The sequence below is a fragment of the Pseudomonas sp. NMS19W genome, from assembly GCF_051554255.1.
Taxonomy (GTDB): Bacteria; Pseudomonadota; Gammaproteobacteria; order Pseudomonadales; family Pseudomonadaceae; genus Aquipseudomonas; species Aquipseudomonas kribbensis.
Map to the genome: position 1 here is coordinate 4011357 of NZ_CP136718.1, position 25392 is coordinate 4036748.

The 25392-nt window shown below is 62.4% G+C and carries 23 protein-coding genes and 5 pseudogenes; 12 read left to right on the forward strand and 16 right to left on the reverse strand.

Translation table 11 applies throughout. The features are described 5' to 3' along the window. Positions 1-2: 2 nt before the first annotated feature. From R1A29_RS18230 to R1A29_RS18240, 3 genes are all read right to left on the reverse strand, one after another. A complete protein-coding gene (locus R1A29_RS18230) occupies positions 3-959 on the reverse strand; it encodes a quinone oxidoreductase family protein (protein WP_438299134.1) in 957 nt (318 codons plus the stop codon). A gap of 30 nt (positions 960-989) precedes the next feature. After that, on the reverse strand, positions 990-1163 hold the full coding sequence (locus R1A29_RS18235) for a DUF1427 family protein (protein ID WP_085712525.1): 174 nt from the start codon (positions 1161-1163) through the stop codon (positions 990-992). 89 nt (positions 1164-1252) lie between these two features. Next, positions 1253-2032: an AraC family transcriptional regulator gene (locus tag R1A29_RS18240; protein ID WP_438299135.1), complete on the reverse strand. Its 780-nt coding sequence runs from the start codon at positions 2030-2032 to the stop codon at positions 1253-1255. Positions 2033-2178: 146 nt separating this feature from the next. On the opposite strand from R1A29_RS18240, the gene R1A29_RS18245 reads away from it, so the two are divergent. Next, the gene (locus R1A29_RS18245) at positions 2179-2406 is read left to right on the forward strand and encodes a DUF6555 family protein (protein WP_064597962.1); all 228 of its coding nucleotides are present in this window, start codon (positions 2179-2181) and stop codon (positions 2404-2406) included. A gap of 38 nt (positions 2407-2444) precedes the next feature. Beyond that, positions 2445-2716, forward strand: a pseudogene (locus R1A29_RS18250) (hypothetical protein). A gap of 23 nt (positions 2717-2739) precedes the next feature. On the opposite strand, the gene R1A29_RS18255 reads toward R1A29_RS18250, so the two are convergent. The 3 genes from R1A29_RS18255 to R1A29_RS18265 all read right to left on the reverse strand — a co-directional run bounded on the left by R1A29_RS18255 (position 2740) and on the right by R1A29_RS18265 (position 3925). Then, the gene (locus R1A29_RS18255; RefSeq protein WP_085686659.1) at positions 2740-2907 is read right to left on the reverse strand and encodes a metallothionein; all 168 of its coding nucleotides are present in this window, start codon (positions 2905-2907) and stop codon (positions 2740-2742) included. A 69-nt stretch (positions 2908-2976) separates the two neighbouring features. Next, complete coding sequence (locus R1A29_RS18260) at positions 2977-3432, reverse strand: DMT family transporter (protein ID WP_438299136.1); 456 nt, start codon at positions 3430-3432, stop codon at positions 2977-2979. A 4-nt stretch (positions 3433-3436) separates the two neighbouring features. Beyond that, positions 3437-3925: a DMT family transporter gene (locus R1A29_RS18265; protein WP_114884216.1), complete on the reverse strand. Its 489-nt coding sequence runs from the start codon at positions 3923-3925 to the stop codon at positions 3437-3439. Between the two features lie 111 nt (positions 3926-4036). On the opposite strand from R1A29_RS18265, the gene R1A29_RS18270 reads away from it, so the two are divergent. Further along, positions 4037-4972: a LysR family transcriptional regulator gene (locus tag R1A29_RS18270; protein ID WP_438299137.1), complete on the forward strand. Its 936-nt coding sequence runs from the start codon at positions 4037-4039 to the stop codon at positions 4970-4972. Positions 4973-5189: 217 nt separating this feature from the next. Here the strand turns inward: R1A29_RS18270 and R1A29_RS18275 are convergent, their stop codons facing one another. From R1A29_RS18275 to R1A29_RS18285, 3 genes and pseudogenes are all read right to left on the reverse strand, one after another. Continuing rightward, entirely contained in the window at positions 5190-6011 is an 822-nt protein-coding gene (locus tag R1A29_RS18275) for a methyl-accepting chemotaxis protein (RefSeq protein ID WP_371856523.1), read from the reverse strand. A gap of 84 nt (positions 6012-6095) precedes the next feature. Further along, positions 6096-6872, reverse strand: a pseudogene (locus tag R1A29_RS18280) (cache domain-containing protein); the annotation flags it as partial. A gap of 126 nt (positions 6873-6998) precedes the next feature. Beyond that, a pseudogene (locus R1A29_RS18285) lies at positions 6999-8314 on the reverse strand (Na+/H+ antiporter family protein). A 1409-nt stretch (positions 8315-9723) separates the two neighbouring features. Between R1A29_RS18285 and R1A29_RS18290 the strand changes: the two are divergent. Further along, positions 9724-9870: pseudogene (locus tag R1A29_RS18290) on the forward strand (HAMP domain-containing protein); the annotation flags it as partial. 102 nt (positions 9871-9972) lie between these two features. Beyond that, positions 9973-10728, forward strand: a complete 756-nt coding sequence (locus R1A29_RS18295) for a methyl-accepting chemotaxis protein (protein ID WP_438302065.1) — start codon at positions 9973-9975, stop codon at positions 10726-10728. A 40-nt stretch (positions 10729-10768) separates the two neighbouring features. Here the strand turns inward: R1A29_RS18295 and R1A29_RS18300 are convergent, their stop codons facing one another. Genes R1A29_RS18300 through R1A29_RS18315 form a run of 4 tightly spaced genes read right to left on the reverse strand, consistent with a single transcriptional unit; the run spans position 10769 to position 13388 of the window. Beyond that, positions 10769-12082 carry a sensor histidine kinase gene (locus tag R1A29_RS18300; protein ID WP_438299138.1) on the reverse strand — a complete coding sequence of 438 codons (1314 nt, stop codon included), beginning with the start codon at positions 12080-12082 and terminating at the stop codon, positions 10769-10771. After that, positions 12079-12747: a response regulator transcription factor gene (locus R1A29_RS18305; protein WP_438299140.1), complete on the reverse strand. Its 669-nt coding sequence runs from the start codon at positions 12745-12747 to the stop codon at positions 12079-12081. Before R1A29_RS18305 ends, R1A29_RS18300 begins: the two co-directional genes overlap by 4 nt. 3 nt (positions 12748-12750) lie before the next feature. Next, positions 12751-13077 carry a PepSY domain-containing protein gene (locus R1A29_RS18310; protein WP_085712535.1) on the reverse strand — a complete coding sequence of 109 codons (327 nt, stop codon included), beginning with the start codon at positions 13075-13077 and terminating at the stop codon, positions 12751-12753. After that, positions 13077-13388, reverse strand: coding sequence for a PepSY domain-containing protein (locus R1A29_RS18315; RefSeq protein ID WP_438299141.1), 312 nt, complete (start codon positions 13386-13388; stop codon positions 13077-13079). Before R1A29_RS18315 ends, R1A29_RS18310 begins: the two co-directional genes overlap by 1 nt. Positions 13389-13535: 147 nt before the next feature. On the opposite strand from R1A29_RS18315, the pseudogene R1A29_RS18320 reads away from it, so the two are divergent. From R1A29_RS18320 to R1A29_RS18345, 6 genes and pseudogenes are all read left to right on the forward strand, one after another. Continuing rightward, positions 13536-14614: pseudogene (locus R1A29_RS18320) on the forward strand (patatin-like phospholipase family protein). A gap of 86 nt (positions 14615-14700) precedes the next feature. Beyond that, positions 14701-15057 (forward strand): 6-carboxytetrahydropterin synthase QueD, encoded by a 357-nt coding sequence (gene queD, locus R1A29_RS18325; RefSeq protein WP_007955941.1) that lies wholly within the window; start codon positions 14701-14703, stop codon positions 15055-15057. 83 nt (positions 15058-15140) lie between these two features. Next, complete coding sequence (locus tag R1A29_RS18330; protein ID WP_438299142.1) at positions 15141-15953, forward strand: alpha/beta fold hydrolase; 813 nt, start codon at positions 15141-15143, stop codon at positions 15951-15953. 169 nt (positions 15954-16122) lie between these two features. Next, positions 16123-17394: a cytosine permease gene (codB, locus tag R1A29_RS18335; protein WP_438299143.1), complete on the forward strand. Its 1272-nt coding sequence runs from the start codon at positions 16123-16125 to the stop codon at positions 17392-17394. Between the two features lie 14 nt (positions 17395-17408). Further along, complete coding sequence (gene codA, locus R1A29_RS18340) at positions 17409-18644, forward strand: cytosine deaminase (protein WP_438299144.1); 1236 nt, start codon at positions 17409-17411, stop codon at positions 18642-18644. A 114-nt stretch (positions 18645-18758) separates the two neighbouring features. Further along, positions 18759-19415, forward strand: a complete 657-nt coding sequence (locus tag R1A29_RS18345) for a carboxymuconolactone decarboxylase family protein (protein WP_438299145.1) — start codon at positions 18759-18761, stop codon at positions 19413-19415. A 153-nt stretch (positions 19416-19568) separates the two neighbouring features. Here R1A29_RS18345 and R1A29_RS18350 read toward each other — a convergent pair whose 3' ends face one another. Then, complete coding sequence (locus R1A29_RS18350; RefSeq protein ID WP_438299146.1) at positions 19569-20561, reverse strand: diaminopimelate epimerase; 993 nt, start codon at positions 20559-20561, stop codon at positions 19569-19571. A 113-nt stretch (positions 20562-20674) separates the two neighbouring features. On the opposite strand from R1A29_RS18350, the gene R1A29_RS18355 reads away from it, so the two are divergent. Then, positions 20675-21826 carry an MFS transporter gene (locus R1A29_RS18355; RefSeq protein ID WP_438299147.1) on the forward strand — a complete coding sequence of 384 codons (1152 nt, stop codon included), beginning with the start codon at positions 20675-20677 and terminating at the stop codon, positions 21824-21826. Between the two features lie 42 nt (positions 21827-21868). Here the strand turns inward: R1A29_RS18355 and R1A29_RS18360 are convergent, their stop codons facing one another. Continuing rightward, positions 21869-24292, reverse strand: a complete 2424-nt coding sequence (locus R1A29_RS18360) for a TonB-dependent siderophore receptor (protein WP_438299148.1) — start codon at positions 24290-24292, stop codon at positions 21869-21871. A gap of 98 nt (positions 24293-24390) precedes the next feature. Beyond that, on the reverse strand, positions 24391-25374 hold the full coding sequence (locus R1A29_RS18365) for a FecR family protein (protein ID WP_438299149.1): 984 nt from the start codon (positions 25372-25374) through the stop codon (positions 24391-24393). Positions 25375-25392 lie beyond the last annotated feature (18 nt).

Consider the following 25392-nt stretch of genomic DNA (forward strand, 5'->3'; position numbering starts at 1 on the left):
GATCAAGGCATCAGGATGACCTTGTCGCCGCTGCCCTGATTCACATCGGCATAGCGCGCCAGTCCTTCGACCAGCGGTGCTTCGACCAGTCCTTGCGGCAGTGGCAGCAGGTCTTCGTCGAAGAACCGGCCGAACTGCTCGAGCATCGCCGCACAGGCTTCAACGCCGTACAGCAACGAGTTGATGCCGACCACGGAGCCACCCTTGCGATACAGGGCCAGCGCCGGCAGTTGCACATGACCGTCCACCGGCGCAGCGATGATCGCAATGCGTCCGAACGGTGCCAGCGCCGGCACCGAGGCAGGCAGCCAGAACCCGGTGGTGTCGAAAATCACATCGGCACCGCCGCGGTACACCGCGTTGACCTGCGCGCCGAGTTCTTCAGGCTTGTCCAGCTGGATCGTCTGATAACCCTGCGCCTGCAAATCCTTGACCTGCTCCGGCCGCCGCGCCGCCGCCAGTAACTGCGCGCCACGCACTTTGGCCAGCGCCAAGGCTGCCGTCGCCACCGCCCCGCCACCGATCACCAGCAAACGGGTTTCGGCATTCACCAGACTGCGTTCCAGCGCATCCCACGCCGTGGTGTAAGGCACGCCGAGGCTGGCGGCCTGAGTGAAACTCAGGTGCGAAGGTTTGTGCGCCACGCCATTCGCCGGCAGTTTGACGAACTGCGCATGGGAGCCATCGGCGAAAAAGCCCAGCTCGCGCCCGGTGCCCCAGACTTCCTGACCGATCAACGCCTGCGGCCCTTCGACCACCACCCCGGCAAAGTCCCGCCCTGGAATACGCGGCAGCGTGGTGTACGGGAAACGCCCGAGCACGTTCTTCACATCGCTGGGATTGAGGCCCGCCGCCTTGATCTGCACCAGCACCTCGTCGGCCCCCGGCACCGGCGTCGGCACCTCGACGAGGCGCAGGGAAGACAGGTCGCCGGTTTTATCGAATTGCAGTGCTTTCATGAGTTCATCCACCGAATGAAAAAAGGAAATTCAGGACAACCAGCCGCTGACCAGTTGCCGGCCCAGCGGCCACAACTGCTCGCCCGCCAGCATGCCCAACAGGCCGACCAGCGCGATGGCCGGTGGCGCCGGGGAACGGAAATCCAGCGCGCCATACAACAGGCCGACGCCCAGACCGATGCCCAGGGAAATCAGGTAGTTCATGGGATCACTCCGCCACATAAAGGGAATGGGCAAAGTCTAGGGAAGGCTGTGCGAAAGCACCGGCCAAGGACTTCTGAATTTCGGCCAAATCAGCCCGGAAGCTGCCCGGCACCGAACTGCGAAGGCGCGATACCCAACTCACGACGGAACATGTCGCTGAAACTGCTCGGCGAATAACCCAGCTCCCGGGCAATCGCGCTGACAGGCACGCCCTGGATCAATTCGGCCACAGCCGTCGCCAATTGCACCTGACGCCGCCACTCGGCGAAGCCCATGCCCAACCCGTCCTTGAACAACCGCGCCAACGTTCGCACGCTGGCTCCGGCGTTCTCGGCATGTTGCTCGAAAGGAATGTCCAGCGATGGCGCGGCCATCACCGCCTGACACAGACTCATCAACCGCCGGTCGGCATCGTCCGGCAGCGGGATCTTCAACTGTGAACGCCTTGCGCGTTTCAGCTCCAGCAGCGCCAGCCCGACCAACGCCTCGTAATACTCGGCATCACCGCTGTCGCCCTGCTCCACCAGCCCGACGATCAGCTCGCGCAGCAGACCGCCGACCTCGATCACCTGCACCGTGTCATCCAGCGTCGCCGCCAGCGCCGGGCGCAGGTAGATATTGCGCATCTGCAAATCCGACACCACGCGAATCCCGTGGGGCACGCCCGGCGGCAACCACACCGCCCGCTGCGGCGGCACCACCAGCGCCTCGTGCGGGGTTTCGACCCACATCACGCCGCTCATCGCATACAGCAACTGCCCCCAGACATGCTCGTGCGGCTCGATGAACAACCCACGCGGATAGGTGCGCGCCAGCGGCTGCACCGGCACATCGGTATCACTCAGATCGGGGGGCGCAGCGAGGGCCATGGCGAACATTCATCAGGGTTGGCGAAGGCGTCATGGTAACCAGTGCGCCCGGTTCCTCGCCATTGATAGATACCGTCGGACAATCCGAGTGAATTTTCCCGATGCGCAGCGATCCTTCTATTACCACAGGGAGGAAGAACGGCTTTATGAACAACGCAAAACTGTACGTTATCGATTACACCCTTCACGGCACGCCAAAGTCGTTCATTATCCGCTCGGACAAAATGGACAACACCGAGGCGTGGCACTGGGCAAGCTGCGACGCCGGGGTGGGCCGCATCCCGCGCTTCGGCCGGGAGAAAGTGCAAAAGACCAGCAAGCCGATGGCAGAAAAATTCGGCGTGGAAAACGTCACGTGGCGACCGGCAAGCTAAGCTTGCGCGCAGGCGGGGACTCTTTCGGGGGAACACACATGACGACCATCAGCAGCCCGGCGCATCTGGACTACAGCCTGGACACCGCAACCGGCCGGGTCACCCGAAGCATCGACTGCCCGGTTGGCCTGGAACCCGTCGAAAACGATCCCTACTGCTTCGCCCTGCGCGTCCGCCCCCGCAGCCGGAAGACCTCGAACAGGCCGTTACCGTCGACGTCCGGGTCGAAGGCCGACGCCTGCAAGGCACCGTCCGCCACACCGAACGCCTGGACGACGACAGCCTGAAACTGCAAGTGGAGCCCGACTAGGCTCCACTTTTTCATGCAGCCCGTTATTTCGGGTGCGCGCAATGGCAACCCTTGCCAGAGCACTCTTCACCACCCTTGTGATGATGAGCGCAGGCTTCACAGCAATAGTGCTTGCCGTGCGCCACGTAGGAATGCTCGCCTTCCTTGATCTTGCAGCTACATCCCGGGCAATCGCATTTTCTATCGGCCATGGAACAGACTCCTTTGGTGGTGGTTGTCCGAGGCCTGATATCCAGGCCGTACCACCAGTGTAGAAGCTGTCAGTCCGCCTGACGCACACTGCTGCGATACATGAATACCAGCGCCAGCCCCAGACAGACCATCGCCAGAATCCGCGCGCCCGACAGCTCGATGGCGGAATTCCCCAGCCAACCGAAATTGTCGATCAGCATCCCCATCCCCAACTGCCCGACAATCACGGCCACCGTCGCCACGGCCGTACCGACGCGCGGCACCGCTCCCACCATGACCATCATGTAAACCACGCCAAACAACGCACCACTGAGTTGCCATTTCGGCACCTCAAGCAGACTCACCGCCTGCGCAGGTTCGAAAAACAGGATCAGCAGCCCCGTACTCACCGCGCCGACCACGAAAGTCAGAAGGCTGCTGCGCAGAACACCAACGGTCTCCCCCAATCGCCCATTGATCGCCGCCTGCACACTCAACACCGCACCGGCCAACACCACCACCGCCAACAAAATCACCAGACTCATCTCATCAACCCCGCGCAATCAAAATCAGTGCCGCCACAATCAACCCCAACGCCAGCCAGCGCTCGCCGTTGACCTTCTTGCGCGTAGCGCCAAACCAGCCGAAATGGTCGATCAGCACACTCTTGCCCACCTGCCCCGACAGAATCGCAATCATGGTCATCGCAATCCCGATATGCGGCGTCGCCAGGGTCAGCACCACCACGTACATCGGCCCCAGAAACCCGCCGATCAACTGCCAGCGCGGCAGATCGGTCAGCGCCGGACCTTTCTGCGGCCCCGCAAACAGCAACAGCAAAAACAGAATCGCCGAGCCGACGCCGAAGATGCTCAAGGTCGCCCACAGATGCCCGACCTGCTCACCCAACGGCCCGAGCAACCCGGCCTCCACCGACAGGCCCATGCCGGCCAGAATCACCAGCGGCAACAGCAACAAGCGCAAACCCGGCCGGGCGACCGGAGCCGGCGCGGCACTCACTTCATCAAACGACTGCATTCACAAAACCTCTGAAGGAAACGATGGCGCGGATTATCGGCTGGCGCAGCTGTGCGATAAATGGGAGCATCCGGACAACACTTTTGCGCAACTCGCATAGCAGGACACTCAATGCACGGGCTCAACGAACTGGGATTCAAGGCGCTAAGGCTGTTTGTGGCGGTGCTCGACCACGGCAGTTTTTCCGAAGTCGCCCGCCGCGAAGGCGTGGCGCCCTCCTCGATTTCCCGACAGATCCAGTTGATGGAACAGGCACTGAACCAGCAACTGCTTTACCGCCACACCCGGGCGGTAACGCCGACCGAAGCCGGGCGCATGCTCGGCCACCACGCGCGGCTGGTGCTGGTGCAACTGGAGGAAGCCGAACAGGCGTTGCAGGAACAGCAAAGCGAACCCACCGGACTGGTGCGGATCAATGCCCCGGTGGTCTTCGGCCAGCGCCATCTGACGCCATGGCTGGGCCGTTTGTGCGAGCGCTATCCGAAGATGCAACTGGACATCCAGCAGACCGATCACTACATCGACCCGCTGCAGGAAGGCGCCGACCTGCTGTTCCGCATCGGCCCGTTGCACGATTCGAGCATGCAGGCGCGGATCCTCGCGCCGCACCGGTTTCAGGTCGCGGCCAGCCCGGCCTATCTCAAACGTTTCGGCACGCCGCAGCATCCTGAAGACCTCGCCCGCCATCAATGTCTGGCCTACAAGGGTGCGACCGGTCAGCAGCGCTGGTTTTTCCGGCAGGATCAGGGCGAGTGGACGCCGTACTCGGTCAAAGGCCCGATCACCGGCAATCACGCCGACACCCTGACCCAGGCTGCCGAACAGGGGCTGGGGCTGGTGATGTTTCCGTCATGGCTGATTGGCGAGGCGGTGCGTGAGGGCACGCTGGTGCCGGTGCTGGGGGATTATCAGGTGTCGAACAGTGTGGAGCCGCAGCAGATTGCGGTGCTGTGGCCGGGGAGTCGGCGGTTGTCGGTGAAGGTTCGGACGGTGATTGATTTCTTTGTTGAGTGTTTTGGGGAGGTGCCTTATTGGGATCGCCCCTGAAGATCAAAAGCCTACCCTCACCCTAGCCCTCTCCCGGAGGGAGAGGGGACCGATTGGGGGATATTCGAGAGATACGCCGACGTGAGCGATCGGCTTTGAATCCATAATCGACACGATTTTTCAGGTCGATGTATGACGCAAGACACTGCGGTCGGTCCCCTCTCCCTCCGGGCGGTCCGACGTTTCGGGAGGGCTAGGGTGAGGGGGCTTTCAGGGGTCAGATACGGAACTGTCCGACCAGCTTGCCCAGCCGTTGCCCCAGATCCGCCAGGCTGCGCGAAGTCTGCGCCCCCAACTGTGTCTCATCCGCCACGTTATCCACCGCCACCGCAATCTGATGCACGCTACGGTTGATCTCTTCCGCCACAGCCGTCTGCTCCTCGGCAGCACTGGCAATCTGCGCGTTCATCGAGTTAATCGTCGCAATCAAATCCGCCATAGCATCCAGCGATGCCCCCGCCTGATTGGCCTGGGCCGAGGTACCGTCACCCGCCTCGCTGGACCGGCGCATCGCTTCAACCGCCGACTGCGTACCGGCCTGCAAACGGTCGATCATGCCCTGAATTTCCTGCGTGCTGATCTGCGTGCGCGACGCCAGCGCCCGCACCTCGTCAGCCACCACCGCAAACCCGCGCCCGGCCTCGCCGGCCCGGGCCGCTTCGATTGCGGCGTTTAGCGCCAGCAGGTTGGTCTGCTCGGCAATCGAGCGAATCACCCCAAGCACGCCGACAATCGACGACACGTCCTGCTGCAGGCTGTCGAGGGACACACCGCTGCTGCGGATGTCGTCCACCAACGCATGAATCTGCTTGATGCTGCCGGCCACCACGCGCTTGGCGGTCTGGCCTTCTTCGTCGGTCTGCTGCGCGGCGACGGCGGCGTTCTGTGCGCTCTTGGCGACTTCTTGCGCGGCGGCGGACATTTCGTTGATCGCCGTGGCCACCTGATCGGTTTCGTGACGCTGACGCTCCATGGCCTGATCCGAACGCTGGGCCTGATCCGAGACTTGCGTCACCAGCCCGGTCAGTTGTGTGGTCATCTCGGTGATCTGCCGCACCAGGCCGTGGATCTTGTCGACGAAGCGGTTGAACGAACCGGCCAGTTCGCCGAGTTCGTCCTGACTGGTGATGGTCAGGCGCCGGGTCAGGTCGCCCTCGCCGGCGGCGATGTCATCGAGGTTGGCTTTCATCAGGTTCAGCGGCCGCAGAATGGTATTGGCCAGCACCAGCCCCGCCACCGCGATCAGCAGCAACACGACCACCGCCACGCCGACGATGCTCAGCACCACACCTTCCATGCGCTCCTGAACCTGGGCCTGGACCAACGCCACTTGCGCCTCGATACCGTCGAGGTTGACCGACGTACCGACCGCCATGTCCCACTTCGCCAGGTATTCGGTGTAGCCGAGTTTCGGCACCAACACTTGCGCGTTGCCCGGCAGCGGCGAGCTGTATTGCAGGTAGTGGGTGCCGTCTTTCGCCACTTTCACCAGGTCGCGATTGACGTAGACGCCGTTCGGGTCGCGGTTGTCCTTGAAGCTTTTGCCCACGCCTTCGGGATCGGTGGACTTGAACAGGCGCACGGTCTCGGAATCGTAGCCGAAGAAGTAGCCGTCCTTGCCGTACTTGATGCCCGAGAGCAGCTTGATCACCTGCGCCCGTGCGTCGGTGTCACCGGGAACGGCTGCGTCGTACAGCGGTTTGATGGTGGTCATGGCCACTGCGACATAGCTGGCCAGAGTGGCCTTGGCATCGCCGAGCAGGCGTTCGCGGGTCTGTTCGACTTCCTTGTGCGCCTGTTCCTGGAGGATGAACAGCGTGGTCAGGCTGATCACCAGCGCAAAGAGCAAGACCGGAAGGACGGCAAGGGACAGGACTTTAGCCTTGAGACTCAGGCGCATAGGGGCTCACTCTTTTGGTTTTATTGGCGTGGTTAAAGGCGTTAACGGCACGCGAAAGCAAAAGTTGAGCTGAGGTCTAACCAGATCGTTACCACGTTCTGAGCAGTAACGATCCGGTTTGGGGTGTTACAAAACCATCGCGGCCACCCAGCCGAACGCCAGCAATGGCAGGTTGTAGTGCAGGAAGGTCGGCACCACGGTGTCCCAGATGTGGTGATGCTGGCCGTCGATGTTCAGGCCGGAGGTCGGGCCGAGGGTCGAGTCGAAGCCGGCGAACCGGCATCGCCCAACGCGCCGGCCGTACCGACGATGCAGACGATGGCAATCGGACTGAAGCCTAGCTGTACGCACAGCGGCACGAAAATCGCCGCGAGGATCGGCACCGTGGAGAACGAAGAGCCGATGCCCATGGTCACCAGCAATCCGACCAGCAGCATCAGCAAGGCACCGATGCCTTTGCTGTGGTTGATCCACGACGCTGAAGACTCGACCAGCGTCTGCACCTCGCCCGTGGCTTTCATCACTTCGGCGAAACCGGAGGCAGCGATCATGATGAAGCCGATCATCGCCATCATTTTCATGCCTTCGGTGAACAGATCATCGGTCTCGCGCCATTTGACGATGCCTGACGCCGAAAAGATCAGGAAACCGGACAACGCACCGATAATCATCGAGTCCAGCAGCAACTGAATGATGAAGGCTGCTGCAATGGCAACACCGGCGATCATCAGGCTGCGCGGGTTGTATTGCACCGCCACTTGTTCGACCTGCTCGATTTTCCCCAGATCGTAGACGCGCTTCTTGCGATAGCTGATGAAGGCCATGCCCAGGCCGGCCAGCATGCCCAGCGCCGGGATCCCCATCGCATGAGTGACGTTGATGCCGCTGACGTCCACGCCGCTGCGAGCGACATTGGCCAGCAGGATTTCGTTGAGGAAAATATTGCCGAAGCCCACTGGCAGGAACATGTACGGCGTGATCAGGCCAAAGGTCATGACACAGGCAATCAGCCGGCGATCCAGCTGCAGTTTGGTCAATACATATAGAAGCGGCGGCACCAGCAATGGAATGAACGCAATGTGGATCGGCAGGATGTTCTGCGAAGCGATCGCCACCACCCACAGCAGGCCGATCAGCAGCCATTTGACGCTGCCGCCACCGGATGCGTGCTGACGATCGACCATCGCCAGGGCCTTGTCGGCCAGCGCATGGGCCAGGCCGGACTTGGCAATCGCCACGGCGAAAGCGCCGAGCAACGCGTAGGACAACGCCACCGTCGCCCCGCCGCCCAGGCCACTGTTGAAGGCCTTGAGCGTGGCGTCGATGCCCAGGCCGCCGGTCAGGCCACCGACCAGCGCACCGACGATCAACGCGATCACCACATGCACCCGGGACAGGCTGAGGATCAGCATGACGCCGACCGCAGCAATCACTGCATTCATTTCACTACCTCAAAAACACGACGGTAAAGCCATTCACCGCCAGACAGGATGAGTCCGGCCGGCAAGCCACGAAGGTCGCCAGCGGATTTGCATAGAGGGTCTTATTAGAAGGGCGCGCACTGTGAAGGAAGCAGCGGCAAGCTGCAAGCCACAAGCTGCAAGCTTTTGTGTTTTAAGCTCGCGACTTGTGGCTTGTAGCTCAAGAAAGCTGCTTCGTGGCCGTTACAGTGCAAAGTCTCAGATATTTATCGAATAAGGACGTCTCCATGTCGCTCAGACAACTTTCCATCCAATGGAAAATCACCCTGCTCGCCGGCCTCTGCCTGGCTGGTATCGTGACCCTGTTGGTGGGTCTTTCGCTGTATCGCATGGAGCACAGTTCCGAACTGGTCAAAGCCTCCAGCATGGAGATGCTCACCGAATCGGCTCAGGCGCGCATCGAGTCCCAGGGCGAAGTTCAGGCCGCGGGCATTCGCCAGCAGTTCATGGACGCCTACCAATATGGCCACGGCTTCTCGCGTCAGGTGCTGTTCCTGCGCGAACAGGCCGAGAAGCGCTTTCTCGATGCCTTCGACCTGCGCGAAGACATGACCCGTCAGGTGAAATCGGCGTTGCAGGCCAACCCGGAACTGCTCGGCCTGTCGCTGGTGTTCGAAGCCAATGCGCTGGACGGCAAGGACGAGCTGTTCGCCGGACAAAGTGAATTAGGCAGCAACGACAAGGGCCGCTTCGCCCTGTATTGGTCGCAGCCGACCCCGGGCAAAGTGACCTCGATGGCGCTGCCGGAAAGCGACATGGCCGACACCAGCACCGGCCCCAGCGGCCAGGCCGCCAATGCCTGGTTTACCTGCCCGCGCACCACGCTCAAACCGTGCGTGATCGAGCCGTACTTCTATGTGATCGACGGGCAAAAGGTGCTGATGACCAGCATCGTGTTCCCGCTGATGGTCAACGGCAAAGTCATCGCCTCGCTGTCGGTAGACATCAACCTCAACAGCCTGCAGGCGATCAGCCAGGGCGCCAGCAAAAAGCTCTATGACGGCCAGACCGCCGTGAGCATCATCAGCCCCGCCGGCCTGCTCGCCGGTTACAGCCCGGACGCCAACAAACTCAGCCAGCGTCTCGATGCCGTAGACACCACCAGCGGCGCCGAACTGCTGCGCCTGCTCGCTTCGAGCCACACCGTCAGCAGCCTGCACAGCAATGCGCAGCTGAAAGTGCTGTCGCCGTTCCAGCCGATTCCCGGTGGCCCGTCGTGGGGCGTGCTGCTCGATGTGCCGGAAAAAGTGCTGGTGAGTCGCGCCGAAGCGCTCAAGCAACAACTGGATGCCAGCAACACCTCGGGCACCCTGATCGAACTGAGCCTCGGCGTGCTTGCAGCACTGCTCGGTCTGCTGCTGGTGTGGCTGATGGCACGCAGCGTGACCAAGCCGATTCTCGGCGTGGCGCACATGCTGGAAGACATCGCCAGCGGCGAAGGCGACCTGACCCGTCGTCTGGCCTATGACAAGAAAGACGAACTCGGCCAACTGGCCGGTTGGTTCAACCGCTTCCTCGACAAGCTGCAACCGATCATCGCCGAGGTGAAACGCTCGGTGCAGGATGCGCGCAACACTGCCGACCAGTCCTCGGCCATTGCGACCCAGACCAGCGCCGGCATGGAGCAGCAATACCGTCAGGTCGATCAGGTCGCCACCGCGTCCCACGAAATGAGCGCCACCGCCCAGGACGTGGCCCGCAGCGCTGCGCAAGCTGCTGAAGCGGCCAAGGATGCCGACCGCGCCACGCGTCAGGGCCTGACCGTGATCGACCGCACCACCGCCAGCATCGACACCCTGGCCGCCGACATGAGCGCGGCGATGGTTCAGGTCGAAGGCCTGGCCGCCAACAGCGAGAAGATCGGCACGGTGCTGGAAACCATCCGCGCCATCGCCGAGCAGACCAACTTGCTGGCACTCAACGCCGCGATCGAGGCCGCCCGCGCCGGTGAGGCCGGTCGTGGCTTTGCGGTGGTGGCCGACGAAGTGCGCAACCTCGCCCGCCGCACCCAGGAATCGGTGGAAGAAACCCGCCAGGTGATCGAGCAATTGCAAAGTGGCACCCAGGACGTAGTCGGTTCGATGGGCAACAGCCATCGTCAGGCCCAGGGCAGCGTCGAACAGGTCGGCCAGGCCGTAACCGCGTTGCGCCAGATCGGCGATGCGGTGACGGTGATCAGCGACATGAACCTGCGGATCGCCAGCGCCGCTGAAGAGCAGAGCGCGGTGGCCGAAGAGATCAACAACAACGTGGCGACGATTCGTGACGTGACGGAATCGCTGTCGGGGCAGGCGAATGAGTCGGCGCGGGTGAGTCAGTCGCTCAATAGCCTGGCGAATCAGCAGCAGAGTTTGATGGATCAGTTTCGGGTCTGACGCTCAAACCCGCTCACCACAGATTCCTGTGGGGGCGGGTTCACCGCCGGGGCAACTGAATCTCCACCTTCAACCCACCCCACTCACTCTCCCCCAACACCAAAACCCCGCCCCAAGTCTCGACAATATCCCGCACAATCCCCAGCCCCAACCCATGCCCATGGGTCTGCTCATCCAGCCGCGTGCCCCGACTGAACACCTGATGGCGCTGCGCCTCGGGAATCCCCGGCCCATCGTCTTCCACGCTCAGCACAAAACCTTCAGCCGTCTCGACCACGCTCAACCGCACCTCGGCATCCGCCCACTTGCAGGCGTTGTCCAGCAGATTGCCGAGCAGTTCCAGCAGGTCTTCACGATCCCACGGTAATTGCAGTCCCGATGGCGCTACGTAACTCAGCGAAAGGTGTTCGCCGTGGATCATATTCAATGTCGCCAGCAACCCCGGCAGTTCCGCGTCGCAATCGAACAGCGCGCCCGGCAGCGCGTCACCGGAAAGCCGCGCACGGTTGAGCTCGCGGTTCAGGCGTTGCTGAACCTGTTCCAGTTGTTCCTTGAGGATCTTGCGCAGCTCGGGATGGGCATCGAGTTTTTCGTTCGAGGCCAGACTCAACAGCACCGCCAGCGGGGTTTTCAGCGCGTGCCCGAGATTGCCCAGGGCATTGCGCGAACGCTTGAGGCTGTCTTCGGTATGGGCCAGCAAATGGTTGATTTGCGCCACCAGCGGTTCCAGTTCTGCCGGCACTTGCTCATCGAGTTGTGAGCGCTGGCCTTGCTGTAACTGGGCGATCTGTTCGCGAGCCTTTTCCAGCGGTCGCAAGGCGCGGCGCACGGTCAGCCGCTGCAGAATCAGGATCAGCAGCAGCCCGGCCAGCCCAAGTCCCAGACCGATCTGGCGCATGCGCTGGAAGCTCTCGCGCACCGGGGTGTAATCCTGGGCAACACTGATCGAGATCGACTGGCCGAGCCGTCGATAGTCGGAACGCAACACCAGCAGTTGCTGCCCGTCCGGCCCCAGTTGCAGATTGCTGTGCAGACCGGGCTCCGGCAGCAGCGGCAGGTCCTGATCCCACAAGGAGCGTGAACGCCAGTGACTGTCGGCAAAGTCGATGCGGAAATAATGGCCGGAAAACGGCCGTTGGTAGGCTGGCGACAGGTGTCGCTCATCCAGTTGCAAGCCTTGCGGTCCACGGACCAGTGCCACCAGCAGGCTTTCACTGTCATTGCGCAGACCGGCTTCGAGGTAACGCTGCAAACCGACTTCGAACAACCACAGGCTGGTTTGCGCCAGCACCACGCCGACGACTACCATCACGCTGATCAGGCCCAGGCTCAAGCGGCGCTGGATCGATCTCACGAAGCCTGTCCGCCGAACAGATAACCCTGGCCGCGACGGGTTTCGATCACGCTTTTGCCGAGTTTGCGCCGCAGGTGGTTGACGTGGACTTCCAGCACATTGGAATCGCGCTCGGTCTCGCCGTCGTAGAGGTGTTCGGCGAGGTGGCTTTTGGAAAGAATCTGCTCCGGGTGCAGCATGAAGTAACGCAGCAGGCGGAATTCGGCGGCGGTCAGTTGAATGTCGGCGCCGTCACGCACGACACACTGGCGGCCCTCGTCCAGGTGCAGTCCCGCGGCCTTGAGCGTCGGCTGGTTGGCCTGCCCCTTGGAGCGGCGCAGCAGCGACTGGATGCGCAGATGCAGTTCTTCCGGGTGAAAAGGTTTGGTCAGGTAATCATCGGCGCCGGCCTTCAGGCCCTCGATGCGTTCGGCCCAGGAATCCCGGGCCGTGAGGATCAGCACCGGTATCGCCAGCCCGCCGGCGCGCCATTGCGCCAGCACTTCAAGGCCCGGCACCCCCGGCAGGCCGAGGTCGAGAACGATCAGGTCGTACGGTTCGCTGCGGCCCTGATAGACCGCATCGCGACCGTCCGCCAGCCAATCCACGGCATAACCCTGCCGTTGCAGGCCGGCGATCAGCTCATCGGCCAGGGGGACGTGGTCTTCCACCAGAAGCAAACGCATCGATCAATCTTCCTTGTCTTTCAGCAAACGGCCGGTGGCGGCTTCGAAATGCAGCTCGCGGGCCTCGCCTTCGGCGGTCAGGAGCTCGATTTCATAGATGTACACATCGTGTTTCTCTTCCAGCTCGGCTTCCAGCAATTTGGCACCGGGGTAGCGTTCCATCGCGTTATGCAGCACCTGCTCCAACGGCAGAATCACGCCTTGCTGACGCAGGCGCAGGGCTTCGTCCTGATTCAGGTCGCGAGCAAGCGTCACCGAGCAGAACGTAACAAGCGCCAGGGCCAGAAGTCCCGTGGCGCGCGTCGATGAATACGGCAAAAACAGTTTCATTAAGTGTCCTGATGATCCCTGCGCAGCAGCCCGTCGCTCGCGTCCAGTTCCATTTCCCATTCCACGCCTTGCGAATCTTTCAGCTCGATCTGGTACAGATAAATGCCGTAACGCTTTTCCAGTTCGATATCGATGACGGTCGAATCCGGATGGCGAGTCATGACCGTGGCCTTGACCGTTTCAATCGGCACAATGGTACCAGCGTCGATCAGTTTTCGGGCTTCATCCGCCAGCAGATCGCGGGTATGGGCGAGGTTGGAGGTCAGACTGTAAAGGAGCAGCGCGATGAACAGGGGCGCGAGAATTTTCATGGGTTTTCCTGATTTCCGATATTTCTTCCTGAGCGCCACCTTAGTGATTCGAACTTAACTGAAGCTGAATGGCCATCACCAGGCCAGTTTCAGCAAGGCCGGCAACATGTGCTTATAATCTTTCGCTTGCTAACGATCGAGACCGGTATGACAGCCATCCACATCAAGTTCCCTGCCCTCACCCTCAAGGCTGGCCCACGTGCCATGGCACGCATCCGCGCCCAGGGCCTGAACGCTGCCGATGTCGGCACTTTGCCCGGTGCGGCCGGCGGGCCGAAGGCGCTGGGGATTCAGGGGCTGGATCTGGCGCTGTTCGGCGAGTGGCTGCCGGCGGCTCCGCGCGAGCGTTCGCTGATCGGTGCGTCGGTCGGTTCCTGGCGCTTCGCCAGCGCCTGTTTGCCGGACGCCGCCGAAGGTATTCGCCGCCTCGGTCATCTGTACACCGAGCAGAACTTCAACAAGGGCGTAACCATCAGCGACGTCAGCCGCAGTTCGCAGCGCATGCTCGACGACCTGCTCGACGGCCGCGATGCGGTATTGCTCGACAATGCCCATTACCGCTTGAACATCATGGTGGTCAAAAGCCACGGCGGGCTGGCGGACGACCATCGTGGCCGGCTCGGGCTGGCGCTGGGCTCGGTGATCGCCGACAACCTGCGGGGCCGGGCGCGGCTGTCGCGGCACTTCGAACGGCTGATCATCCACGACCCGCGTCTGGCGCCGCCGGTACACGCGTTGAACGATTTCCCGTCGCGCTTCGTTGCCCTCAATGCCGGCAATCTGCGTCAGGCGCTGCTGGCATCGGGGTCGATCCCGATGGTCATGGAAGGCGTGCGCGACCTGCCGGGTGCCGGCGCCGGCACCTTTCGTGACGGCGGCCTGCTGGACTATCACCTCGACCTGCCCTACAGCGGCGACGGCATCGTGCTCTATCCGCACTTCACCGACCGGGTGATCCCGGGCTGGTTCGACAAGACCCTGCCGTGGCGCAAAGCCTCAGTGGAGCGCTTGCAGGACGTGCTGTTGCTCGCGCCGTCAAGGAATACCTGGCGCGCCTGCCCTACGGCAAACTCCCCGACCGTAACGACTTCAAGCGTTTCATGGGCGATGCACCGAGCCGGCAAAAATACTGGCGCGCGGCGATGGACGAGAGCCGCCGGCTGGGCGACGAGTTTCTCGAACTGACTGCCAATGGTCGCCTCGCCGAGCGCTTGCTGACCCTTTAGTCAGCACAGCCGGGAACAAGCTGATAAACTCGCCGCCTGCCCGAATTCGCTGCGGCGAACGCCATCTGAACAGAGCTGAAATCACTGTGGAAATCTTCAAGGAATTTACGTTCGAATCCGCCCACCGCCTGCCCCACGTACCGGACGGCCACAAGTGCGGACGCCTGCACGGTCACTCGTTCAAAGTGGCGATTCACCTGAGCGGCGACCTCGACCCGCACACTGGCTGGATCCGTGACTTCTCCGAGATCAAGGCGATTTTCAAGCCGCTGTACGAGCGTCTGGATCACAACTACCTGAACGACATTCCGGGCCTCGAGAACCCGACCAGCGAAGTGCTGGCCAAGTTCATCTGGAATGAATTGAAGCCCCTGCTGCCGGAACTCAGTGCGATCCGCATCCACGAGACCTGCACCAGCGGTTGCATCTATCGCGGCGAGTAAATCCCGCGACACAAAAAACCACCGAGACCGGTGGTTTTTTTACGCCTATGCTTTTTGGCTCGAACCGCCAAGAGGATAGGCCCATGACGGACTGGCTGCTGGATCAGGTCTTTGATTTCAACGGGCGACAGATTCGCCACGGGGTACGCGGCGACGGCCCGCCGCTGGTGTTCGTGCACGGCACGCCCTTCTCTTCCTGTGTGTGGCACCGCATCGCGCCGCATTTTTTTGCCACGCATCGGGTGCATTACTTCGACTTGCTGGGCTACGGGCGCTCCGAGCAACCGGACGCCGACGTCTCCCTCGGCGTGCAGAACGAATTGCTCGCGCAACTGCTGGATCACTGGGGCCTGCAACGCCCCGACGTGGTCGCCCACGACTTCGGTGGCGCCACCGCCCTGCGCGCGCACCTGCTCAACGGCAAGGATTACCGCACCCTGACCCTGATCGACCCGGTGGCGCTGACGCCCTGGGGCTCGCCATTCGTGCAGCATGTGCGCCAGCATGAAGCGGCGTTCAGCGGCCTGCCGGATTACATCCAGCGCGCCATCGTGCCGGCTTACATTCGCGGGGCCATTCACCGGGACATTCCCGACGATGAACTGGCTCCCTACGTGCAGCCGTGGCTGGGTGATCCGGGGCAAGCGGCGTTCTACCGGCAGATCGCGCAGATGGACCAGCGCTACACGCAGGAGGTGCAGCCGCTGTACCCGACGATTCGCTGCCCGGTGCAGATTCTCTGGGGCGAGGAGGATCAGTGGATTCCCATTGAACGCGGACGCGAGTTGCACAACATGATTCCGGGATCGCAGTTTCACCCGATTCCGAATGCCGGGCATCTGGTGCAGGAGGATGCACCCGAGGCCATTGTCGCCGCTCTGCTGCGTTTTCTCTGAGCCGAAAAACAACCGGCCTGATGGCTCCCACATTGTGCTTCAGCGAAGGCAGGCGCACTGCTTTCGCGCCAAATCCGCCACCTCGTCTATACATAACCCCGTCAATCCGTGACTGGCACGACCGCTGCAACCTCCTCGCGCCCTCCCTTTCCAGCAAGGAACGCCCGCCATGACGCAGAACGATCCCGGCAACGACTACCCCCTCAGCGAAGTCCCCATGCACGCGCGCAAAGGCCTGGCCTCGACGGCGATGGTGCTGCTGGGCTTCACCTTCTTCACCGCGACCATGTTTGCCGGCGGCAAGCTCGGCGTAGCGTTCGACTTTGGCGAGATGATGACGGTGATCATCATCGGCAATCTGCTGCTGGGCCTGTACGCCGCAACGCTGGGTTACATCGCCTACAAGAGCGGCCTGAACTCGGTGCTGATGGGCCGTTTCTGCTTCGGCGAAGTGGGCAGCAAGCTCAGCGACCTGATCCTGGGTTTCACCCAGATCGGCTGGTACGCCTGGGGCACCGCCACGGCAGCGGTGGTGCTCGGCAAATATTTCGCCCTGGACGACGGCACGGTGCTCGGGCTGATGGTGCTGTTCGGCTTGGCGTTCTGCGCCACGGCGTATGTCGGTTATCGAGGGCTGGAGATTCTGTCGTACATCGCGGTGCCGGCCATGATGTTGCTGCTGATGCTGTCAATGTGGGTGGCCACGGTGAAGGTCGGTGGCCTTGATGGTCTGCTGGCCGTGGTGCCGACCGGTTCGCTGGACTGGTCCACCGCCATCACCCTGGTGTTCGGCACCTTCGTCAGCGGCGCGACCCAGGCCACCAACTGGACGCGTTTCTCACGCTCGGCACGGGTCGCCGTACTGGCCAGCCTGATCGGCTTTTTCATTGGCAACGGTCTGATGGTGCTGATCGGTGCCTATGGCGCGATCGTCTATCAGCAGCCCGACGTGGTTGAAGTGTTGCTGCTGCAAGGTTTCGCCATGGCGGCGATGGCCATGCTGTTGCTGAACATCTGGAGCACCCAGGACAACACCATCTACAACTTCGCCGTCGCCGGCTGCAACCTGCTGCGCACCGGGCGCCGCAAGACCGTGACCCTGGCCGGTGCGGTGATCGGCACGCTGCTCGCGCTGTTGGGCATGTATGACATGCTGGTGCCTTATCTGATCCTGCTCGGCACCGTGATTCCACCGATTGGCGGGGTCATCATGGCCGACTTTTTCTTCCGCTGGCGCGGTCACTATCCACGTCTGGCCGACGCACGGCTGCCGGCCTTCAACTGGCCGGGGCTCGGGGCCTACGCGGTTGGCACCGTTGCTGCGTTTCACTCGCCGTGGATCGCGCCGCTGGTGGGGATCGCCGCTGCCGCGCTAACGTATGTCATCGTCACCGGCCTGCTGGGCGCCCGCCGCGCCAGCGCGCCACTACAAGACCTATAAGAAGGATTTGCCTGATGCACATCATCAACGCCCGCCTGCGCAACCAGGAAGGTCTGCACGAACTGCACCTGGAAGACGGCCTGATCCGCAGCATCGCGCGCCAGACCGAAGCGCCGACCCTGGGTCCCGACGACCTCGACGCCGGCGGCAATCTGGTGGTGCCGCCCTTCGTCGAGCCGCACATTCACCTCGACGCCACCCTGACCGCCGGCGAGCCGCGCTGGAACATGAGCGGCACGTTGTTCGAAGGCATCGAATGCTGGGGCGAGCGCAAGGTCACCATCACCCAGGAAGACACCAAGGCCCGGGCCAAGAAAACCATTCAGACCTTGGCCGCCCACGGTATCCAGCATGTGCGCACCCACGTCGACGTCACCGACCCGCAACTCACCGCGCTCAAGGCGATGCTCGAAGTACGCGAGGAAAGCCGTCACCTGATCGACCTGCAAATCGTCGCGTTTCCCCAGGAAGGCATCGAATCGTTCCGCAATGGCCGCGAGTTGATGGAAGAAGCGATCCGCATGGGCGCCGATGTGGTCGGCGGGATTCCGCATTTCGAATACACCCGCGATCAGGGCGTCAGCTCGGTGAAGTTTCTGATGGACCTGGCCGAACGCACTGGCTGCCTGGTGGACGTACACTGCGACGAAACCGACGACCCGCACTCACGCTTCCTCGAAGTGCTCGCCGAAGAGGCCCGCAGCCGCGACATGGGCGCACGCGTGACGGCCAGCCACACCACCGCGATGGGCTCCTACGACAACGCCTACTGCGCCAAACTGTTCCGCCTGCTCGGGCACTCGGGCATCAGTTTTGTCTCCTGCCCTACCGAAAGCATTCACCTGCAAGGCCGCTTCGACAACTTCCCGAAACGCCGTGGCGTGACCCGTGTGAACGAGTTGCTCGAAGCGGGCATGAACGTCTGCTTCGGTCAGGATTCGATCGTCGACCCGTGGTATCCGCTGGGCAATGGCAACATCCTGCGCGTGCTCGAAGCCGGGCTGCACATCTGCCACATGCTCGGTTACCGCAACCTGCAAAGCGCACTGGACCTGGTCACCGACAACAGCGCCAAAGCCATGCATCTGGGCGAGCGCTATGGTCTGGAACAGGGCCGCCCGGCCAACCTGCTGATCCTGTCAGCGGACAGTGATTACGAAGTGATCCGCAGCCAGGGTCTGCCACTGTATTCGATCCGTGACGGCAAGGTGTTGGTGAAGCGGCAGATGCCGGTGGTGGAGTTCGTCTAAGGTGTAGAGGTCGGCGTCGCAACGGCGCCGACCTTTCCCGATGGACGCCCTGTCATGCCGTAGTTCGCGCGTAGTTGCTCCGCTGCCATCCTCATTGCTGCATGAGGACGCGACATGAACCCCAAAACTGCTTCCCATCCCATGGCCACGCTGTATCGCGAAGGCCGCCATACGTTTATCGATCTGGTGCCCGATGGTGGCGCCCGGCTCGATGCCTTGTTTCATACCGTTCCCGCATTGGCCAAACTGGCGGTTGGCGTGGTGTACGGGCATTTGCATTCGCGCCCCGGTCTCGACCCGCGATTGCGCGAAGCGGTGTCATTTGCCTCCGTTGTGGCATCGGGCATGGTCGGGCCACCGCTGAGCGTGCACCTCAAGACCGGGCTCGCATCGGGCCTGGCGCCCGGCGAAATGACCGAGGTGCTGCTGCAAGCCTCAGCCTTTGCCGGTTTTCCGCGAGCCGTCAGTGCGGCGGAGCAGCTCAATCATTTATTTGCAGAAGCAGGCCTTACCTCCCCGCCACCGCCCACGCCAAGAGAAATCTCTGTGAAATTCTGCACAGCGGTTCGCGAGAGTCACCCACCGATCCCGGTCAGTGCGGCGGTGAAACGGCAACTGCGCGACGCTGACCGGCTGGCGATACAGGCCTGCGGGGCGCAAACAGTCATCGTCGAATGTTTCAAGGGTGCGCAGACCACTCCGCAGACACTGCTGTATCTGACGGTGGGCACCGATGCCGTGGTTGCAGTGAAACTGTTCAAGGCGCACTGAATCGAGGGAACTCATGGTTATGGGCCGGGGCGGCCTTATCGCAAAACGATAGAGCCGCCCTGTCAGATCTGACAGGCGACAACGGCAGCGAACCGGCTCACAGTGAAGTCCAAGGGATCCATCGTTCCCGGGGGGACGATCATGAAAGGGACTTCACCATTTCGCCTGATGCGCGGTGCCGAACAGACGCACGCCAGTCAGTTCACCGCCCTCTTCTTCCAGTAATACCGGTGCCGTTCCACCCGGCATGACCACCTGCACCTCTCCCGCCGACACCCAGCCCGCCCGCCACGCCGCACACGCCACTGCACTGGCGCTGGTGCCGGAAGACGCCGTCGGGCCTTCGCCCCGTTCGAATACTTGCGCGGCGATGCGTTGATCGCCTGCGTGCATCGCCCATTGCAGATTGACCCCGGCCGGGCATGGCTGGCCGGCGCCGACGGGCATGGCGAAGGCGATGGCGGTCAGGCTGTCGGCCAGCGGCGACTCAAGCATCTGCGCGTTGCTCGGCAGTGCGGCTTCGTCCTGCACCAGCGTCACGCAATGGGGATTGCCGATGCGCACGAACTGGCTGTGTGCCCAGGCAGGATCGAGTTGCGCCAATGGCCGGACGCGGCTGACTTCCACGTTGTTGAACTGCACGGGTTCAACACCAACTGCACCGACGACTGCCGGACCGAAACCGGGTTGCCCGAGATCCAGCCAGAAGCCTTGCACGCCGGCCACCTCTGCCGGTCTGACGGAAACGGGCACTGGCGATGACGCATCCTGTTTGTCGTAATGCACCTGCAACGAAGCGCCCTCTTCCGGCATCAGCCCTTCTTCAAGCAGGGCCTGAGAGAAAATCGTCAAGCCGTTGCCACTGCGCTCGGCCAACGTGCCGTCGGTGTTGACGATCAGCAGATCAAAGGGTGGTGAGGCCTGGAACGGGCCGATCAGCAAACCATCGCTGCGGTGGACCTTGCTGCCGGCAGGTCGCTGACCATCGGGCCAGTCACAACACAGCGCAATCGCGGCGCGGCTCCACACCTGTCGAGACAAGGCACACTGCGTGGCTGTGTCGGGCAGATCGATCCCGGAGTCTCGCAGCGCCTGCGGTGAAATCACTCCGTAGATATTGCCCCGTGCATCGTAGAACTGCGTCATGAACCGGCCCTTGTTTTCCTGCTATCTGAAACGTCACTGTAAAACGCAATTCACCGCAAGGGCGAGCTGTGCAAGGATGCCCACTGCTGAAACGTTTTTTGCCAAGGATTCCCATGACCAGTCTCACGCCCAAAGACACCTTCGTCCCTGGACGCCTGCAACAGATGTCCACGCGCATCGCCTTCTTCATCGCCGGGCTCGGTATCGCCGCATGGGCGCCGCTGGTGCCCTACGCCAAGGCGCGGGCCGGGCTCGATGAAGGGACGTTGGGTCTGTTGCTGTTGTGTCTGGGGGTGGGTTCGATTCTGGCAATGCCGCTGGCGGGGATTCTGGCCACGCGGTTCGGCTGCCGGCGCGTGGCTACCGGCGGCACGTTGCTGATCTGTGCAGCGTTGCCGTTGCTGGCGACGGTGTCGTCGATACCTGCGTTGATCGCTACGTTGTTCATGTTCGGCGCCGGGCTCGGCACGGTGGATTCGACGGTGAACCTGCAAGCGGTGATCGTCGAGCGGGCCAGCGGCAAGAACATGATGTCGGGGTTTCACGGCCTGTTCAGCCTCGGCGGGATCGTTGGCGCGGCAGGCGTCAGCGCCCTGCTCGGCCTTGGGTTGTCGCCATTGGCGGCGATGCTGGTGGTGGTCGTGGTGCTGATCGCGGCGCTGTTCAAGGCTGTGCCGCACATGTTGCCTTACGGCAGTGAAAGCTCGGGGCCGGCGTTCGCGATCCCTCACGGAATCGTGCTGTTCATCGGCGGCATGTGCTTCATCGTGTTCCTCACCGAAGGCGCGGCGCTGGACTGGAGCGCGGTGTTTCTGGCGCAGGAGCGCGGGATCGATACGGCCTATGCAGGGCTGGGTTATGCCGCGTTCGCGCTGACGATGACTGCGGGCCGTTTGACCGGTGACCGGATCGTTCGCGCACTGGGTGCGACGCGGATCATTCTGTTTGGCGGTCTGCTGGCGGCGGCGGGATTGTTTCTGGCGACGTTCGCCCCAAGCTGGGAAGCGGCACTGGTCGGTTATGCACTGGTCGGTGCTGGCTGCTCGAACATCGTGCCGGTGCTGTACACGGCGGTGGGCAAGCAGACGGTGATGCCGGAAAGCATCGCGGTGCCTGCGATCACCACGCTGGGTTATGCAGGGATTCTGGCGGGGCCGGCGGTGATCGGGTTTGTCGCCCATGCCAGCAGCCTGAGCTTCGCCTTCGGGTTGATGGCGACGCTGCTGGTGGCGGTGGCGATAGGCGGCAAAGCCCTCAAGGTCTGAACCGGCTCGCTCCCACGCAGCGTGGGAACGAGCCAAACAGCGTCAGAAACCGACGCTGGCCTGCACGAAGAACGTACGCGGCGCGCCGACATACATCCCCGAGTTGTTGTCGCTGGAGCGGGTGAAGTACTGCTTGTCGAAGATGTTTTTCACCCCGGCGCCGAGCTTCAGGTTCGACAGCTGCGCACCGAAGTCATAGCCGCCGCGCACGTTCCAGGTCACATAACCCGGGATGTCGCCGTACTGGCCGTCCGCCGTGCCTTCGGTGATGTAGTTGTTGCTGAAGCTGCCATCGGCATTCACGCCGGTACCCGGTGAACGCTGCTTGGACTGGGCGAAACCGTCGATGTTGTAAGTCCAGCGGTTGATGTCGTAACGCAGCCCGACGGTCGCCACCTGACGCGAGTAGAACGGCAGGTCACGGCCCTTGAAGCCTGGAATCTCGCCTTCATAGGTCGCGCGAGTGTAGGTGAAACCGGCATTGGCGGTCAGGCCATCGAGGCGCGGATCGAGCGCCGCCATGTCGTAATGCACAGAAGCCTCGATGCCCTGGTGCTTGGTGGCGCCGAGGTTGGTCCAGCCCACGTCGTTGCTGATGTATTGCAGTTCGTCGTCGAAGTCGATGTAGAACAGCGTCACTTCACCGCCCCACACGTCATCGTTGTAGCGGGTGCCGATCTCGTAGGTCTTGGCCTTTTCCGGCTCCAGGCCGTTGGCGGTCTGGTCACCCGAGCCGCCCTGCCCCAGCTGGAAATACTGCAGGCTGCCGAACGAGGTTTCGTAGTTGGCGAACAACTTCCACGCATCCGACAGGTGATACATCACGCTCAGCGCCGGCAGCGGTTCGTTGCTCTCGATGCTGCGGTTTTTTTCCGGCACGCGTTTGCCGGCAGTGTCGAGCACGGCGCGGTCGTGCCAGTCGGTGTTGATGTGCTCGAAGCGAATGCCTGGAGTGATGGTCCATTTGCCGACGTCGATCTTGTTGTCGACGTAGACCGAGTTGGCCTCGGTGCCGCCGGTACGGTCCTGGAACACGTGGCCGTCGGACGTCTTGGTGACCACCGGCTCATTGTTGACCAGCGCCAGACGGCTCGACTGCTCGTGCATGGCCTCTTTCAGGTAGCGATAACCGACGCTGACTTCCTGAGTGGTCGGACCGACATCGAATACCCGCGAGACACGTGGTTCGATACCCAGCGTGTAGTAGGAACGCGGGTACGAACTCAGGGTTTTCTGGTCGCGGGCGGCGATGGTGCTGCCACGGAAGCTGTCGGTGTAATAGGTCAGCACTTCGGCCTGGGTGCGCTCGTCGATCTGGCGGATCCACTTGAACGACACGTCCTTGCGGCGGCCGCTGAAGTTGTCGTAGTCGCGCACCGAGTCGTATGGCTTGTCATCGTACTGCTTCTGCGTCAGGCCGCCGGGCATGTCGGCGCTGGCATCGTAGTAGTGGAAATTGAGGCTGAAATCGTCCTGATCGGTCGGCGCCCAGTGGGTCTTGAGCAGCACGTCATCGATATCGTTGCCGTTGTTGCGCTCGCGGTAACCGTTGCCGTTGACGCCGGAGTACAACAGCGCCACGCCCATGCCGTTGTCGGCGGTGCCGCCAAGGAACGCGGTGTCGATGTGTTTCCAGCCGCCGTAGCGAGTGGTTTCCAGGGTAGTGCCGATCTCGCCGGTGGCTTTTTCCGGGATGGCACGGGTCACGAAGTTGATCACGCCGCCGACGTTCTGTGGCCCGTAACGCACGGAACCGGCGCCGCGCACGACGTCGATGCTGTCGAGGTTGCCGGAGGAAATCGGTGCCATCGACAGTTGTGGCTGACCGTACGGCGCGAACGCCGCCGGTACACCATCGATCAGTACCGTGGAGCGCGGCGACAGGCGCGAAGTCAGGCCACGTACGCCGACGTTCAGCGAGATATCGCTGCCACCGGTGCCGTTGGAGTCCTGCACCTGCACGCCCGGCACACGCTTGAGGACGTCGCTGACGTTCATTGCGCCCTGCTCGACCATGGCTTCACGGCGGATCACCGTGCGTGCGCCGGGGTGGTTCTGCACCACGGCGGCATCGGCGTCGCCAAGCCAGTCACCGACCATCTTGATGTCGGTCACGCCCAGCTCCAGTGGGCCGTTGGCGGCTGCGGTCGGCGCTGGCGACAGAGTCACCGAGCCTTCATTGATCTGATAGTTCAGACCGCTGCCCTGCAGCAACTGGCGCAGCGCGTCCTCCGGCGAAAGATTGCCATCGACCGCCGGGGCCTGTTTGCCGGCGACCAGGTCCGGGCTGAAAAACACTTGCAGCGAGGTTTGCTGACCCAGTTCGCTCAGCGCCTGGCCCAGTGGCTGCGCGCGGATATGAATGGCGTCGGCGGCAAATGCCAGAGGCATCGCGGCGTTGACCGCGAGCGCGAGCGCCAGCGGCAACCAGGGGGATTTTTTGTTGTTGGCAGAGGAGTTTTTCACGTCGTACGGAGTCCTGTGGATCGCAAGAGTGTGCGGCTGTTAATGCAAACCAGTTGCAGTTGAACAGGAAGACGACGAACTCGAAAAAAACCTGAATTTTATTTTGAAATTATTTCCTGACTGCCGTCGGCGTGGGTTCGCACAGCCACCGGAAGGATGTTCGGCAAGGCCTTGAGCAAGGCGTCGGTGTTGTCGGATTTGAACACGCTGGTCAGGCGCAGACTGGCCACAGTCGGGTTGGCGACGGTCAATGGCTTGTCGCGGTAACGGGACACCTCTTCGACCACTTCACTGAGACTGGCGTTGTTGAACACCAGTTTGCCGCTGCGCCAGGCCGTCAGCTCCGCCGGGTTGACCGCGTAGGCCTGAGCCACAACGCCATGGGCGTCGACATGGGTGCCGAGGCCGGCCGTCAGGTTGATGAATTCATTGTCCGGCGCATGCCGCCCCTGCACCTTGACAGTGCCCTGCTCTACGGCGATCCGGGTTTGCGTCACGTCGCGGCGCACGTCGAAGCGGGTGCCGGTGACCGTGACCTTGCCGCTGCCGGCCTCTACCACGAATGGCCGCGAGGTATCGTGCTCGACGCTGAACATCGCCTCGCCTTCGGTCAACTCGATCAGGCGCCGATCCTTCTCGAAACGCACCTGCAGGCGGCTGCGGCTGTTGAGATCAATCACCGAGCCGTCCGGCAAGGCGACATGCCTGCGCTCGCCCAGTGCCGTTGCGAATTCGGCGCTGTAACCTGCCGGGTGATTCAAGCCACTGAACAGACCGAGCCCGAGAGCCACCGCGACCACACTGGCCGCCACCGCATAACGCAGCAACGGACGGCGTTCGCGACGTGCTGGCGGGGTTTCACACAGAGCCTTGAGCCGTGGCGCCGGCAGCAGATCCGCCGCCGTCCACAGGCCTTGCAGCAACTGGAATTCGTCACGGTGCTGCGGATGTTCGTTCAGCCACGCTTCGAAGTTCCGATATTGTTCGGCGTCGACAGCAGGCTCCTGCAAACGCACAAACCAGCGTGCCGCCTCATCGCGCACCGTTGTTTGCCCGCACGCGCAATCACGAGTATCCATCATGGAATGTCCTGTTTGGCT